The sequence below is a fragment of the Phycisphaerales bacterium genome (assembly GCA_040221175.1).
Lineage (GTDB): Bacteria > Planctomycetota > Phycisphaerae > Phycisphaerales > UBA1924 > JAHCJI01.
This window is the reverse complement of sequence record JAVJVK010000007.1, coordinates 120,260-134,926: the sequence shown is the minus strand read 5'-3', so window position 1 is coordinate 134,926 and position 14,667 is coordinate 120,260. Positions and strand designations below refer to the sequence as shown.

Here is a 14,667-nt window from a genome sequence, read left to right as displayed (position 1 = left end):
AAGATTCAGAACCGAAACTCCAGCCCCACCTCCAGCGACGCCGAATCCAGGTCCAGCAGCCGCATGCGGATGTCCGTGTCGTCGTAGAAGTGGATGTTGCTGTACGTGCGGTACCGCACCATGGCGTACAGCGACACCGGCTCGGTCAGCTCGAAGCTCGCCCCGGCCATCGCCTGCAAGCTCAGCGCCCCGCGCGAGTCGTCGTAGTCGCTCGGGCTGCTGTCGCTGATGGTAAAGAGCGACCCGCCGATGCCACCGCCGGCGAACAGGTTGAACCGCCCCAGCTTGATGTCCGGCATGATGTTGGCACTCAGCCCGTACTCGAACAGGTCGCCGTCGCCGGCGCGCGGGCCGGCGCCCAGCCCGTTGCGGTCGTACTCGCTGTAGCCGAACAGGCCCTCGACCTCGAACCGCATCCCAACGCGCGACCACGGGCCGTCGGCCCACAGGCGATACCGCCCGCCGATGGCGAAGCTCACCAGCAGCCCGGGGCTGTCGAAGTCGGCGTCGAAGTCGCTGCCGTTGAAGTTCTCGAACCGGGCGCTGCCCCGGTCGGTCGCCCCCACGCCGATGCGGTAGTACAGCCACATCTCCTGCAGGGCGATCTCCCGCTGCCGCCGGGTCCAGTCCACGTCGTCCTGGGCGGCCGAGCGGGCCACCGCCACGCCGAAGGCCTCCGACGTGCCGCCGAAGGCGCCCTCCGCGCCCGCGCTGGGCGCCGCCGCGGGCACGTAGGGCTCGTGCACGAAGCCCAGCCTGCCGCCTTCCGCCAGCACGCCCGCCGAGCACGCCAGTGCCGCCGCCATCACCATCAGGTTCCGCATCGCTCGCTCCAAAGGTCGCTTGCCCGGCTACCCCGCCATGGTCCTGCGGCGGGCTGGGACCAATCCTAACCCCCCGCGCGCCCGGGGTCGGCCCGCCCACCCCATCCGCTAGAATGCCCGCTCAGTTCCCTCGCTTTCCGACAGCAGCCCCACGCCCCCCCGGAGTCGCCATGGCCTGGTCCCCCAAGATCGAAGAGCACGTCCTGTGCAAGCGCATCCCCACCTGGCCCTACGGCGACCCCAAGGACCGCCGCGTCGTCTCCTACGACGACTACGTGAAGACCGGCGGCTACGAGGGCCTCCGCAAGGCCCTCGCCATGGCCCCCGGCGACGTCGTCGAGGCCGTCAAGACCTCCATGCTCCGCGGCCGCGGCGGCGCGGGCTTCCCCACCGGTCTCAAGTGGACCTTCCTGCCCAAGATCGAGGACGGCAAGGAGGCCCTGGAAGACCGCGGCCCCCGCTACCTGGCCATCAACGCCGACGAGTCCGAGCCGGGCACCTTCAAGGACCGCCTGCTGATGGACTTCGACCCTCATTTGGTCCTCGAAGGGATCGCCATCGCCTGCTACGCCTGCCGCCTGGACAAGGCCTTCATCTACATCCGCGGCGAGTACCACCACCAGGCCAGGGTCCTCGAGAAGGCCATCCAGGAGGCCTACGACAAGGGCATCTTCGGCCCCAGGGGCCTGACGAACACCGACGCCAACACCGGCGGCACGAAGTTCCAGGTCGACTGCTACGTCCACCGCGGCGCGGGCGCCTACATCTGCGGCGAAGAGACTGCGCTGCTGGAAGGTCTGGAGGGCAAGCGCGGCTGGCCCCGCATCAAGCCGCCCTTCCCCGCGGTCGAGGGCCTCTTCGGCCGGCCGACCATCATCAACAACGTCGAGACCCTCGCCCACGTGCCCAGCATCGTCGAGAACGGGGCCGAGTGGTTCACCAAGCAGGGCGTCGAATCCAGCGTCGGCGGCCCGCCCAGCTACGGCACGAAGCTCATGGGCGTCAGCGGCCACGTCAATAGGCCCGGCGTCTACGAGCTCGAGCTCGGCATTCCCTTGAAGGTCCTGGTCGAGGAATACTGCGGCGGCATGCGAAATGGCAAGAAGTACAAGGCCGCCATCCCCGGTGGCGTGAGCATGGGCGTGCTCGGAACCGACCAGTACGAGGCCGAGCTGGACTTCGACATCGGCCGCAAGTACAACGTGCTGGGCCTGGGCACCGCCGGGCCGACCGTGTTCGACGAGGACACCGACATGGTCGCCGTCGCGCGCAACATCGCCCGCTTCTACAAGCACGAGAGCTGCGGCCAGTGCACGCCCTGCCGCGAGGGCAGCGGCTGGCTCTACCAGCTCGTCAGCCGCATCGAGGACGGCCACGCCAAGACCAAGGACCTGGACATGGCCCTGGAGATCGCCACCAGCATGGGCTCCATGCCCGGCACGACGATCTGTGGTTTGGCCGACGGCAACAACTGGGCCCTGCGCACCATCATGAACAAGTTCAGGGATGAGTTCGAGAGCCGCGTGAAGCCGAGCCACGTCGCCGTCAAGATGACCATCGGCGCGGCGGCGCATTCCTAGGCGACGATCCGAAGCAGAAAGCGATCAACCCCAGAATCGCCACCACGGTCGCCTTTTCACGATCGTCGCCCAACCGTCGTACGTGCCGCCTAGCCGCGTCGCCTCGCGATCGGCGGCAATCGTCCGGCCATGGATCGAGTCGATCGTGGCGGGCCCGAAATGCGAAAATTCCACGCCGAATCGCTCATCATCGGCGTTCGTGTCCGGCTCGCCGTTCAGGGTGAAGCCCTCTTCCGTGCACCACTTCGCAAACCGCTCCGCATCGCCGCGATCTTTGAAGTAGGCGAAGTGGTCGATCGGGCGTTCCCGCTCGGCCTGGTCACCATTCTGCTGGAGCGCAGTAAGTACGGGCACGTCCCAGATCCATCGCAATTCTTCCGGCTTGGGATAGAGCGTGTCGTTGTACCCACTCCAATCCGGGTCTGGCTTGGCGCCCCATGTCGGCTCGTATCCGCTCCCATCGAAGGCCCGACGCACCGCGGCCTCACACTCGCCGCTTCTCGCATAAAAGTACCACCGTCGCCGCCCGTCATTTGACATGCAGCCCACCGGCACGGCATCAACCCCGTGTTTCATGGCGGCGTCGAGGCCATCGTCGATCGGGTCGAGCGCGGTAAGCTCATCCGGATTGGGAAACCCGTCCTCCCGCGAGGCGTGGAAAGGGACCGAGACCTCCACGAGCACTGGCCGAGCCGGGTCAGGCGCCCGATCACGCCAGGACAGGTCGACCACGATCGTGGCGGCCTTGCCCTCGACATTGGCCCAGTACACGGCCCAGCTCTCGTCGGGCGTCGCCATGTGTGCTCTCCCTGCGTGCGGTCGGATTGAACCGCCTGCTGGAAGACCCTAGGCCCTGCGCTCATCACCTGATCACTCGCGACTCAAGGTTGATCGAAGACCTTGGCATGGGCTGAACGCGCAGAAACTGCGCGCCATGCCCCGCAGAAGCCTTCCGGTGCGCGCACCGGAAAGTTTCCGCAGCCGCGTAAGCCCTCCGGTGCGCGCACCGGAACTTTCCCGCAGTTGCGCAAGCCCCCGGGTGCGCGCACCCGAAGGCCCCCCAGCCCCCGCCCCAACGCGCAAGACCTGCGCGAAAGGTCCTTCCGGGGACAGCCGGAACCTTCCAGGCCATCCCCCGAGCCTCCCGGGGCGCGCCCCAGAGCGTTCCGGCCGTCCCCGAAGCCTCCCAAGGCGCGCCCTGAAACGTCCCCGCCGTCCCCGAAGCCTTCCCGGGCGCGCCCTGGAACGTTCCGGCCGTCGCCGCAGCCTCTCAGGGCGCGCCCCGGAACGTCCCGGCCATCCCCAGACTCACCCCGGCTCCACCGGCCCCTCCCGCGGCGCCTCCCCAGCGGGCGTCACGCCCTGGACGCCCTCGGTGGACAGCCCCTCGGTGCTGGGGGCCTCGGGGGCCCGCAACCGCAGGGCCATCGCCTGGGCCCGGCGGCTGTAGTCGATCGATTCGCCCAGGATGCGGGCGGCCTCCTGGCTGGCGTGGAAGCCCTTGCTGTTCTCGCTGGAGATGTAGTCCAGCCGCCACATCGCCTTGCTTTGCAGCGCGTAGACCTCGGCGAGCTGCTCGTCGGTTGCGCCGGCCGCCTTGGCTTCCATCACCGCGTCGAGCATGTCGGTCATGGCCCCCGCCGCACGCTCCATGAGCGCCACCGTGCGGACCTGGATGGCCTTGACGTTGGCGATGATCTCGCGCTCGGGGAGGTTGTGGCAGTGCTGGCAAGCGTTGTTGACGTTGAGCAGCGGGCTCTGCACGTGGTGGTCGCTCACCTTCATCGCGCCCACGCGCTCGTAGGGCATGTGGCAATCCACGCAGCTCACGCCATTGGCCGCGTGGATGCCCTGGCTCCACAGCTCGAACTCGGGGTGCTGGGCCTTCAGCAGCTTGGCCCCCGTCTCGCCGTGGGCGTAGTCGTAGAACGACTCACCGCCCCCCTCCTGACCCCCTTGGCCATCAGCGGGAAACGTTGTCTCGTTCCAGTACGCCTCGATCTGCTCGACCTTCAGCCCCTTGCCCCAGGGGAAGGTCAGCGTCATCTTGTTGGCGCAGTAGTACTCCACGTGGCACTGGCCGCACACGAACGAGCGCATCTCCTGACGCGTGGCAAGGGCGTTGGGGTCGTACGGCTCGGCCCGACCGCCCTCGCGCCAGCGGTCGATGCTGGGCATGTGCGGCACCGGCTCGTCGCTGGCGGCCAGCTCGGCGATGCCCTGCACGAAGCCCGGCCGCGTGATGCGGATGGCCATGGTCTCCGGGTCGTGGCAATCCACGCAACTCACCGGGTGGGCGTTGCCCAGGTCGATGTGGCCCGCGGGCGTCTCGATTCTCGACTGCTCGCGCATCTCGGGGTGCAAGGCGGTATCGTTGTCCGGCGTGCCATCGGGCACGCTGGCCACGATCGCCAGCACCTCGTGGTAGGGCTTGCGGCTGACCTCCTCGAACCCGCGGATGACCGCCGGCATGTTGAAGCCCTCGGCCAGCGCGGCGTCGCTGGCGTCATGGCCCATCGCCTCGAGCCCCACGCGCCGGTACGCCACCGTGTTCGACGCGTGGCAGTGCAGACAGGCCCCGCTCTGCTGGCGTTTGGTCACCCGCTCGGTCACCGTCTGGTCGTAGAGCATGTACGCGTGCCCCCGGGCCTCGCGGTAGTCCAGGCTGAAGGCATAGCCCGCGTACAGCCGCTTGAGCCACGGGCTCTCCTCGAGCTTGCTGGCCGTCAGGGCGCTCGAGCCGCCGTACTGCACGCCCTCGGCCGTTCGCATGTAGGCGTCGAACTGGTGGGGCCAGTTGAGGCCCCATGGCCTGGGGTCGGTGCTGACCTCGCTCACCTCGGCCACGCGCACGAAGGGCGTGCGCGCGTCCTGCTTGTGCTCGAACATCGTCACCAGCACGAAGGTCACCACGACCGTGGCGACGGCCGCGACGGCCAGCACCGCGCCCAGGGCGAACACACGCCGGGAGCGCGTGCGGCGGGCATCTTCGGCGGGGGTGGGCCGCGCTGGCCTGGTATCAGCAGGATGCGTGTCGCTCATGGAAGCTCTCCGTCACTGTCGCTCGTCGTGGCCAACGTCCTGGTGGCAGTGCACGCACGAGAGCATGCCGCCCCCGTCTTGCGCCGGCAGCATGCTGTGCACGAAATCCGCGTGGCAGTGCAGGCAGGCGTTCTGCGTCACCCGGGCGTTGCGCGGCTTGATCTGGATGGGCTCGTGGAAGTCGCCGGTGGTGAACGCCAGCGAGTGAAAGAACCCGTTGTCGGCCTTGGTGACCCACTTGCCGGTAAAGTCGTGGGGCAGGTGGCAGTCGTTGCACGTCGCCACGGCGTGGTGGCTGGAGTTCTGCCACGCGTCGTAGTGCCCCTGCATCACGTGGCAGTTGGCGCACGCCTGCGGATCGTTGCTCAGGTACGCCCACCCCTCGCCATAGCCGAAGGTGAACGCCCCCACGCCGGCCAGCATGCCCACCACCACCGCCACGGCGATGGGCAGCAGGCCGAGCTGTGCCAGCAAGCCCCGCCGCCACAGCGTGCGTCCACGCGCGGGCGCGTCCTGTGCGGGCCGGTTGCCGGGCGGTTTGGCCATGGCCTCCCCTTCTCGATCGCGCTCGCGTCGCACGCCTGACGAAAGGAGACTAGATCGACCCATCCGCGCTGTCTACACCACTGGGGTGTTGAGACGCCGTGTCAATCGAGCTGCGCCACGCACGCACCGGCAGCAGCCCCAGCGACATGAATAAAAACTGACTTATCACAAAGCCGATGAGCAGCATCGCCGCCGAGTCCATAAAGCCGTACGAGTGCAGCCCCACGCCCAGCATGTTGGTGCCGAACCAGCTCCACGCCGTCACGATGTTGCCCGCCACCGCCAGCACCATGATGCCCCGCGTGCGCACCAAGCCGCCCCAGCGCGCGTGCAGGATGATGGCGTTGAGCAGCACGACCAGCGCCGCGCCGTTCTCTTTGGGGTCCCACCCCCAGAACCGGCCCCAGCTCTGATCGGCCCAGATGCCCCCCAGCACCGTGCCCACGAAGCTCAGCAGCAGCGCGAAGCACACCACGCCGTAAACCATCCGCCCAGCGCCTGGGCCCGCTCGCGCGTCAGCAGCCTCGTGAACACGCCCAGCACCAGGTACAGCGCCGCCAGCGCCCCGGCCAGGAACGTCGCGGCGTAGCCAAGCGTGATGGTCACCACGTGCGTGGCCAGCCAGAAGTTGCTGTCCAGCACGGCCTGCATCATCTGCATGGTGTCGCCGTCGTCGCCCAGGTTGTGCGCGACGACCAGCGTCGCGAAGCCCACGCTGGCCGCCCCCAGTGCCGCTACGCCCAGCGGCTGCAGCTTCTCGAGCACCAGCGCGAACAACACCGACGCCCAGCCCACGAAGATGGCCGACGAGTACAGGTTCGTCACCGGCGGGCGGTCCTGCAGGTAGATCCTGACCGCGATGGCCGCCGTATGCACCAGCAGCCCGCCCCACAAGAGCGCCACCGCCGAGCGCCGCAACGGCTCGCCCTTCTCTCCCGCGCGCGCCCGCATCAGCAGCGACCCGCAAAGCAGCACGAAAGCCAGCACGTACACCGACGCCGCCCCCACGAACGGCCGGGCCCGGTTGAAGAGGACCTCCAGGTCCATCTTCCGCATCACCCCGGACATCGAGTCGCGCAGCAGCGTTTCGTAGTCCGCCACCGCGGCGTTGAACCCCTCGGGGTCGCCCTCGCTATACGCCGTCATCATCGCGACGGTGTACGCCACCGTCGGATGCACGTCCTCGGGCGAAGCGCCCCTGCCGAGCGGATCGTCGTGGACCATCACCTCATGGAAGCTGCGCCACCGACCATCGGGGCCCAGCGGCGGCACGATGAACGGCTCGCGGAGCTGCGCATGGGCCAGCAGCGTGTCGACCGCCGTGTACAGCCGCAGCACGGCACGCTGGTACGGGTCGCGCCGCTTGGCGTCGATGTCCATCGCGCGCTGGGCCTGACGGGCGACCTCGCCCCAGTGCGGCTCGATCGCGCTCAGACCCAGCCGCCCGCCCTGGTCGGGCGTCAACTCCAGCAGCGCCAGCACCTAGGGGTGGTCCACGCGCACCACGGGCAGGCCCGCCACGCCCTCCGGCTGGGCCATCAGACCCGCCAGGTACTCGATCGCGGGCATGCCTGCTTCGCCATCGACCGACTGCCGCCCGCCGGCGACCATCAGCGCATGCCGCGCGGCGGTGTCCATGGGCTTGATGCGACCTCCGGCCGACACGGGCAGGCGCGCGAACGTGTCCAGGTCGAAGTCTCCATAGCCCGCCGGCCGCGCCAGCGCCGCCAGGGCGAGCCCCACCCCCAGCACGCCCACCGCCCACGGCCAGATCGACCCCCACGCCGACCCCCACGCCGAGCGCCCCGCCGCTGGCGCCCCCGCCTTCGCCAGCCGCTTGCTCCGCCGGCGCAGGTAGGTGGTCATCGCCAACCCAAAGTGCAGCAGCGGCCCGCCGCCACCAGCGCGCACGCGACGTACGGCAGGGCCGCCCCGGGGTTGCGCACCACCTGCAAGACCGTCCCGCTGCCGTCGGGCTTGTACGACGCCTGGTAGAACGTCGCCCCGCGGTAGCGCAGCGGGTTGTTCATCCAGATGCGGACGTCCCGATCAACCCCCCGCCCCTCATCCACCAGCCGCACGTCGCTGGAGAAGTTCCGGGCGATGTCCGTGCCCGTGAACGTGTCGTGGCGGAAGTCGCGCAGCGTCAGGCTGTAGGGCAGGTACGTCCGCGCGTAGCGGAGGGCCAGGCCGTAGTGCTGGCCATCGACCTCCACGCGCTGCGAGCCCACAAGCCCGGCCCACACCAGCCACGTCCCCAGGTCTTCACCATCGCGCGTCAGCCGCACGTACGCCGCGGGCGCATCGCTCTGCGCACCATCGACCCCCCGCACCGGCGGCCGCTGCTGCGCCACCGCTTCGAGCCCCACGCCGCGATCCGCCACCGTCGGCCCATCGCCGCGCATGAGCCGCGCGTTGGGCATCCACCGCAGCACCTCGACCTCGAACGGCAGCGACGCATGCGCAATCGCCGCTCCGTCCACTGCCGAGCGAAGCATCGCCGCGGGCACGGTCACCACCCGGTCCTCACCCTCCGGCGACGGATCGACCACCGCCAGTTCGACCGAGCGCACGTCCTCGTAGTACTGGCTGGTCGCCCCCTCGTCGATGGCCATCAGCCCCTCGCCCGCCAGCCACGCCGTGGCGAACTCGCCCACCAGCAGCACGATGAGCCCGCCATGGATGAGGATCATGCCCACGCGCCGCCACGAGAGCTTGAACCGCACCGCGTGGGCCGCCACCAGATTGAGCAGCAGCAGCAGCCCCAGCGTCGCCCCGCCGGGAATGGGGATTACGCCCGCGGCCTCAGGAATGAACAGCGACAGGTCGACCCACGCCACGAAGCTGCGGAAGTACGAGTCGACCGCCTCCCACACGCCCATGCGGACCTGGGCCAGGGTGCCCACGAAGATCAGGGCCATCGACAGCGCTAGCAGAACGACGGTCAGGCGGAGCGACGCCAGCGGCTCGATGGCCCGGCGGAGGAGCATGCCCGCAGGCTATCAGCCCCCCGCCCCGAACGTGCGCGCGAAGGCGAACACCTCGTCCTGGACCGCGTCGGCCGTCTGGGCGTCGGTGGTCACCCGCACGAACCACGTCCGGTCTTCGCCGCTCTCATGGATGCTGGCCACCAGCATGTGCCCCTGGGGCCCATCCAGCCGCATCGTGTGCCCCACGAAGCCGGGGTTCTCGAAGCGTTCCATCATGCCGTCCAGCTCGCCCTGGCCGACCGGCGCCAGCCCCACCTGCCCGCGCCAGCGGTTCACGTTGGCCAGCATGCCGCCCACGTCCCCGGGGAACCGGCTGATGGCGACCTCCACCGTATCCCCGGCGTCGCCCGATTCGATCACGTACGTTGCCAGACGCATCGGCCGCTCCTGGTCGACGCGGCGCCAGCCCGCGGGCGCCGCCCAGGGCCACGCCTCGGCGTCGTCGGCGAAGGCCGGCTCCCCATCTGCCGCCTCGGCCGCCGCGTCGGGCTCGGTCTGGATCTGGCTCTGGGTGTGGGGCGGCTCGGCGATGGTCTCGGCCCCCTCGGGCACGGACTGTTCTTCGATCGCCGCCTCCTCGCAGGCGGCCAGGGGCAGTGCCAGCAGAGCCAGCAACGCCAGCAGGGGCAGCACCAGAAGGGCACGCGGGCAGGGGTTGCTCGGCTTCATGCCCCATGCTAGCCGCCCCCGCCCCGCCCCCACCGGATGCGCAGGAACTGCGCATCGCCCCCGGGAAGCCCGCGTGCGCCGCCGCGCACACCCCGCGGGCCACGGCCTGAACCGCTCAGGGCGCAGCCCAAGCCTCCCAGGGCGCGCCCGGAACCCTTCGGGGCGCGGCCCAAGCCTCTCAGGGCGCGCCCGGAACCTTTCGGGGCGCGGCCCAAGCCTCTCAGGGCGCGCCCGGAACCTTTCGGGGCGCGGCCCAAGCCTCCCAGGGCGCGCCCGGAACCATCCCCGCACCCCCGAAACACCCCCGGCCCGCCCGCCGATACCATCGCCCACCATGGCACAGCACCCCGACGGCCCTTCGCCCACGCCCGACACGCCCCGGCGGCCCGGCCCGCCGCCCCTGCCGAAGCGAGGCGCCAGGAAGCGCAAGGAGCCGAGCACCTACGACATCGTCACCGACGTGGCCGTCGGCCCGAACCTTCGCGTCAAGGACAACGCCTTCCAGGCCGTCTTCATCCTGGCCAGCATCGCCATCGCCGCCGGCGTCGGCGCGTTCGTCGCACCAGAAGAGGTGGGCCCCGGCTGGGGCGCCGCCATGGACGGCATCCTCGGCCTCATCGGCGGCGCGATCCTGAGCGGCGGCATCCTGATGGTGTACCGGTTGTTCAGGCACTGAGGGCCGCCGTGTTCTTTCGTCGATCCTCGCGCGGGCGCCCGGACGCCACGCCCCAGCCCGCCGGCCTGCCCGAGCCGCTGGCCATCGACGCGATTTCGCCCTTCCTGCGCAGCCATCTCGGCCTGCCTCACCTGAACTGGGACGAGGCCCTGGATCACATTGACTCGACAACACAGACAGACTCCGACGCCGACGAGTTGGCCCACGCAATGATTGCCGGCTGGGTCGACTTTCTCGCGCAGACCCTCCAATCGAAGTACAGAACGCCGCTCGAGCGATGGCGCAGCATCGGTGTCGAGGGCCTTGCCCCCAAGGCCGATCGGATGCGCCTCGAGCGCGCAGCGGCGTCGTCGCTCGCCACGATCGGACGAGCGCTCACTCCCATCCTTGGTGATCCCAACGAGCACCCCATCGCCCACATCACCATCATCGCCGCGCCCACGATGGATGCGTACTACGACCTTGTTGACGCGTACCGCCAGGATGATGGGCACGTTGCCTCATCCGGCGGCATCTATCTTGGCGATTCGTCAATCAATCCGTCGACGCTGATCCTGAACGTCGATCGCCACGCGTTCGAGCATTCGATCGCGCACGAACTCACCCACCACGCGCTCGCACCTCGGTCAGAAGACGCCGGCGACCTCCCTCTGTGGGCCGAAGAGGGTCTCACACAGATGATGGAAGAGCGCGTCACCAATCAGTGCTTCTTTACCATCGATCACGAGAAGATGCGGCGACACAGAGCGCTCTGGTCGTCGATCGGCCTGGCCGGGTTCCTGCATGGCGACACCTTCCGCTCGCCCGAGGATGGGCACCAGGAACTCTCGTACAACCTCGCCGAGGCCGTCACGCGATCGCTGCTCGACACCAGGCCCGCCGAGTTCTTTGCCTTCGCGCGAGCCTGCCTGCATGGTCAAAGTGCGTCGGCCGCGGCGATGGAACACCTGTGTCAGAGCGAAGAGGCCATCATGCTGCGGTTCCTCGGCCTCGACACTCACAAGTAACTCCCCGCCTTCAGCGCCCCCGGCCGATCGAGATTCGTCACCAGGTACCGCAGCGCATCGACGGCGTGGTCGGGCCCGTCCTTGGCCGGCTCCTCGCTCATGGGGCGCTGCATGTCGTAGTGGTAGCGCTCCAGGCTCTCGATCAGGTGCGGACAGTCGGGAGAGATGAACAGCGTCGGCTCACCATTGGCAGGCCGCAATCGAGCGCGCAGCAGGTCGAGCCCGGCCCGGATGGTCGTGCGGCGGGCGCGCACGGTCAGGCCGGCGCGTTGGATCTGCTGGGCGTCGCTCAGGCCGGTCTGCGCGTTGCCCTGCCAGCCGGCCGGGTCGATGCCGATCCAGCTCGGCTTCTGGCTCTCGTTCTCCAGCATCGCGTCGATGTGCTCATTGAGCAGACACCGTGACGCCACGCGCTCACGAACAACGCGCAACACCCCCTCGGGGCTGAGCGCGCCCCACACGATCACCGTCGGCGAGCGATACCCGAAGTCCATGCCCAGGACCCATTGCCAGTCTTCGTCGATGTTCGGCATCTGGCGCACGTGCACGGCCCGATCGAACTCGGGCAGCACCGCGTCGTCGCTCTTGGGCCGCTCGCACCGCATCTCCGCGTCCCATGTTGACAGCGAAACCCGCCCCTTCAGCGAGACCGCGTCGGCGATGGACAGGTGGCCCGGCACCCGATTCGCATCCTTCGCCGAGCCCTGGCACTCTGTGAACAGTGGACACCCCTCGCACGTGTAGCGATCGTCGCAGCGCTCGAGCACGTCGACCACGCCCCACTTGAACAGGTGCCGCGTGCCCTCGTTGGCTTGGTCCACAACGTCCCGCATCAGCCCGTGGGCGCGGTGCATGGTGCTCAGGGCCTCGATCGAGCCGCGGATGGTGTATGGCTTGCCCTCGTATTCCACGGTCTTGCTGCGCGTGGTGAGCTGGGCGGCTTCCCACACGGCCGGGTCGAAGAGCTCGACCTCGTCGCAGCGCAGCTTCTGGATGCGCGTGCCGCGGACCGATGCCTGGCTCTGGGCGAGCAACTCGAGCCTCGATCCGTTGATCAGCTCAAGCCGTCGATCGGTGACGCGGCCCTCGACCAGCTCGCTGACGGCCGGGCACCGGATGAGATGCCGCAGGTGCGCGTGCATGCGCTGGGCCTGCTCGAGCGAGCCGCCCAGGATGCGCACCTCGATGCCCGGCTTGTACACCAGGTCCAGCAGCGTCGCCACGGCGCCCAGGAACGTCTTGCCGCCCCCGCGGTTGGCCCACACGACCGCGTCGATCGGGTCGTCGGCGGTGTTGCCGAGCGCGTCGGGCATGTGGTCGGCAAAGAACGCATGGGCCAGGTACGCCAAGGGCTTGGCGCTCACTTGCACGTCCAGCATCGTGCCCACGCACTGGGCCAGTTCGTCGACGGTCGCCGGCCGTGCCGGCAGCGGCGTCACGACTGGCTCCGTTCGTGCACGTGGGCGACGGGTGGGTGGGTGAGCAGCGCAAATGCCCGCGCGGCGATGTCGCCGCCGCGGAGCTTGCGGGCCCGCGCCCACGCGCGCAGGCTCGGGGTGATCGCCGCGGGCAGGCTCGCGAGCAGGTCGGCCGGCTCGACGCCGTGGCGTGCCATCGCGCGCAGCAGCTTGGCGTCGGCCTTGCTCAGCGGCAGGTCGATGCGCTCCATGCCGGCTCGCTCGAAGAAGGGGCACGCGTGGGCCATGGCGGCCAGGGCTTCGGTGCGCTCGGTGCACGGGGCGTCCAGGTACGCGCGCACGAGCCGGACCGCGACGCCGCGGCCGCGGTAACGCGGGTCGACGATGACGCGCGAGATCACGCGGACGTCGTGGTTGAGGCGCAGGGCGTTGGCGCGCTTGTCGGGCGTGTCGTAGTCGCCCGGCCAGGCGATGCTTCGCCACCGGCCGTTGAGGGTCGGCATCGACGCGGCCAGCACGCCCACGGTCTCGCCGTCGGCGCTCGCGCGCAGGATACGGGTGATGGGCCCGGGCCGACCGGCCACGTAGTGGTAGCGCGACAGCGCGCGAAGATCGTCGTACGTGCCCGTTTCGATGGTGATGGGGTCAGTGCGCAGGACGCGGAATCGGCGGACGAGCGAGGCGTGTGCCACGGCATGGCTCCGCGGGGGCGCGGGTGATGACGACGGGTGGCGACGGGCGATCGCCGGGCAGGGGCAGGACGATGAGCAGGTCGGGCGCGAGCGCTTCGAGCGTGTCTTCTCGAGCGCTGCAGGCAACCAGCGTGATGCGCTTGCGTCGGCACCAGCGCGCCAAAGCGTGGGCCAGCGAGTGGGCGGTGGGCGCATCGAGCGTGGCGGCGAACTCGTCGACGACGAGCACGCAGCCGGGGGTGCAACGGTCCATGGCAGCGGCGATGGTCAGCCGCGCGAGCTGGCCGGTGCTCAGTCGGCCGGCCGGACGCACGAGCAAGGAGGCCTCGGCCAGGCCGGCGGCGCCGAGCAGTCCGAGTGCCTGGTCGAGGTCATCGCCCACGTGCTCGATGGTGGGCCGTCGGCGCGACAGGTGTGCGGGTGGGCGGACGACCACGCGGCCCATGCGCGAAAGGCGGCGGCGGAGCATCGCGATGGCGGTGCTCTTGCCGCTGCCGCTGGGGCCGGTGAGCAGGGCGACCTGGCCGGGCTCGAGCTGCGCGAGCGATCGGGCGGCATCGCGGGCGGCGCGCAGGGCGCTGCGGCGGCAGGGCTCGGCCGAGCCCACGGGCAGGGCGAACAAGGCGCGGGCGTGGGCGACGCGGTCGTTCACGCGGCGCTCCCTGGCTTGGAGCGCGAGCCCGCGGCCTCGATCAGGGCTCGGAATGCGTCGTAGTGCTTGCGCACGGTGTGGTAGCTCACGCCCAGCCTTTGGGCGATCTGCCGCATGGGCAGGCCCTCAATGGCCTTCAGGCGGGCGACCTGGCGGAGCTGGCGGGGCATGTCCGGGCTCAGCCGGACGGCGGCGTCGAAGGTCGGGTCGCACACGCGACGGACCAGGGCCCGGACGCGGCGGCGAAGCTGGCGCTCGGGGGTTCCCAGCATGACGGCGGCCTCGCTGACGGCCATGCCGCGGCCATAAATGGCGATGAGCAGCTGGCGTTCTTCGGGGGGCAGATGGTCTGCCGCGTCAAGGACGCGCGTCACGAGAGCCCGCCGCTGCTTGCGTCGCATGTCCAGGGCCGCATCGTCCAGTCTTGTCTGCATGGCGTGCTCTCCGTTTACTGCATGCTTTGGTCTGACGCCCTATTGTCGACTGGATTGCAAACAATTGCAAGGCTAATGTTTGGTATCCCCACCAGATTGCGCAGTTGGGTGGCGATATGGAGCAGATAGCCGCTCTC

General features: G+C 69.6%; 16 protein-coding genes. 3 read left to right on the top strand and 13 right to left on the bottom strand.

Annotated elements, in window-relative coordinates:
* Positions 1 to 5: 5 nt before the first annotated feature.
* Complete coding sequence (locus RIE32_08195; GenBank protein ID MEQ9096227.1) at positions 6 to 824, bottom strand: outer membrane beta-barrel protein; 819 nt, start codon at positions 822 to 824, stop codon at positions 6 to 8.
* A 170-nt stretch (positions 825 to 994) separates the two neighbouring features.
* Here RIE32_08195 and nuoF point away from each other — a divergent pair, with 170 nt between their 5' ends.
* Positions 995 to 2,404: an NADH-quinone oxidoreductase subunit NuoF gene (gene nuoF / locus RIE32_08190; GenBank protein ID MEQ9096226.1), complete on the top strand. Its 1,410-nt coding sequence runs from the start codon at positions 995 to 997 to the stop codon at positions 2,402 to 2,404.
* Between the two features lie 24 nt (positions 2,405 to 2,428).
* Here nuoF and RIE32_08185 read toward each other — a convergent pair whose 3' ends face one another.
* The 8 genes from RIE32_08185 to RIE32_08150 form a co-directional block, all read right to left on the bottom strand.
* On the bottom strand, positions 2,429 to 3,202 hold the full coding sequence (locus RIE32_08185; protein ID MEQ9096225.1) for a DUF695 domain-containing protein: 774 nt from the start codon (positions 3,200 to 3,202) through the stop codon (positions 2,429 to 2,431).
* Positions 3,203 to 3,712: 510 nt separating this feature from the next.
* Positions 3,713 to 5,446, bottom strand: coding sequence for an ammonia-forming cytochrome c nitrite reductase subunit c552 (locus tag RIE32_08180; GenBank protein ID MEQ9096224.1), 1,734 nt, complete (start codon positions 5,444 to 5,446; stop codon positions 3,713 to 3,715).
* Positions 5,447 to 5,458: 12 nt separating this feature from the next.
* Positions 5,459 to 5,992: a cytochrome c nitrite reductase small subunit gene (gene nrfH, locus RIE32_08175; GenBank protein ID MEQ9096223.1), complete on the bottom strand. Its 534-nt coding sequence runs from the start codon at positions 5,990 to 5,992 to the stop codon at positions 5,459 to 5,461.
* 49 nt (positions 5,993 to 6,041) lie between these two features.
* Positions 6,042 to 6,467, bottom strand: a complete 426-nt coding sequence (gene ccsA, locus RIE32_08170) for a cytochrome c biogenesis protein CcsA (GenBank protein ID MEQ9096222.1) — start codon at positions 6,465 to 6,467, stop codon at positions 6,042 to 6,044.
* Positions 6,443 to 7,474 carry a hypothetical protein gene (locus tag RIE32_08165; protein MEQ9096221.1) on the bottom strand — a complete coding sequence of 344 codons (1,032 nt, stop codon included), beginning with the start codon at positions 7,472 to 7,474 and terminating at the stop codon, positions 6,443 to 6,445. The genes ccsA and RIE32_08165 overlap by 25 nt, the downstream gene beginning before the upstream one ends.
* Positions 7,475 to 7,858, bottom strand: coding sequence for a hypothetical protein (locus RIE32_08160; GenBank protein MEQ9096220.1), 384 nt, complete (start codon positions 7,856 to 7,858; stop codon positions 7,475 to 7,477).
* A complete protein-coding gene (locus tag RIE32_08155; protein ID MEQ9096219.1) occupies positions 7,855 to 8,982 on the bottom strand; it encodes a cytochrome c biogenesis protein ResB in 1,128 nt (375 codons plus the stop codon). Before RIE32_08155 ends, RIE32_08160 begins: the two co-directional genes overlap by 4 nt.
* Positions 8,983 to 8,994: 12 nt before the next feature.
* The gene (locus RIE32_08150; protein ID MEQ9096218.1) at positions 8,995 to 9,651 is read right to left on the bottom strand and encodes a hypothetical protein; all 657 of its coding nucleotides are present in this window, start codon (positions 9,649 to 9,651) and stop codon (positions 8,995 to 8,997) included.
* A gap of 334 nt (positions 9,652 to 9,985) precedes the next feature.
* On the opposite strand from RIE32_08150, the gene RIE32_08145 reads away from it, so the two are divergent.
* Positions 9,986 to 10,327, top strand: a complete 342-nt coding sequence (locus RIE32_08145; GenBank protein MEQ9096217.1) for a hypothetical protein — start codon at positions 9,986 to 9,988, stop codon at positions 10,325 to 10,327.
* An 8-nt stretch (positions 10,328 to 10,335) separates the two neighbouring features.
* Positions 10,336 to 11,334 (top strand): hypothetical protein, encoded by a 999-nt coding sequence (locus RIE32_08140; protein MEQ9096216.1) that lies wholly within the window; start codon positions 10,336 to 10,338, stop codon positions 11,332 to 11,334.
* Here RIE32_08140 and RIE32_08135 read toward each other — a convergent pair.
* From RIE32_08135 to RIE32_08120, 4 genes are read right to left on the bottom strand one after another with little or no spacing between them, the layout of a single operon-like run.
* Positions 11,325 to 12,773, bottom strand: coding sequence for a hypothetical protein (locus RIE32_08135; protein MEQ9096215.1), 1,449 nt, complete (start codon positions 12,771 to 12,773; stop codon positions 11,325 to 11,327). The two genes, RIE32_08140 and RIE32_08135, sit on opposite strands and share 10 nt — an antisense overlap.
* Positions 12,770 to 13,444 carry a GNAT family N-acetyltransferase gene (locus tag RIE32_08130; GenBank protein MEQ9096214.1) on the bottom strand — a complete coding sequence of 225 codons (675 nt, stop codon included), beginning with the start codon at positions 13,442 to 13,444 and terminating at the stop codon, positions 12,770 to 12,772. Before RIE32_08130 ends, RIE32_08135 begins: the two co-directional genes overlap by 4 nt.
* The gene (locus RIE32_08125) at positions 13,398 to 14,096 is read right to left on the bottom strand and encodes an ATP-binding cassette domain-containing protein (GenBank protein MEQ9096213.1); all 699 of its coding nucleotides are present in this window, start codon (positions 14,094 to 14,096) and stop codon (positions 13,398 to 13,400) included. Before RIE32_08125 ends, RIE32_08130 begins: the two co-directional genes overlap by 47 nt.
* Positions 14,093 to 14,530 carry a sigma factor-like helix-turn-helix DNA-binding protein gene (locus RIE32_08120; protein ID MEQ9096212.1) on the bottom strand — a complete coding sequence of 146 codons (438 nt, stop codon included), beginning with the start codon at positions 14,528 to 14,530 and terminating at the stop codon, positions 14,093 to 14,095. The genes RIE32_08125 and RIE32_08120 overlap by 4 nt, the downstream gene beginning before the upstream one ends.
* Positions 14,531 to 14,667: the final 137 nt, after the last annotated feature.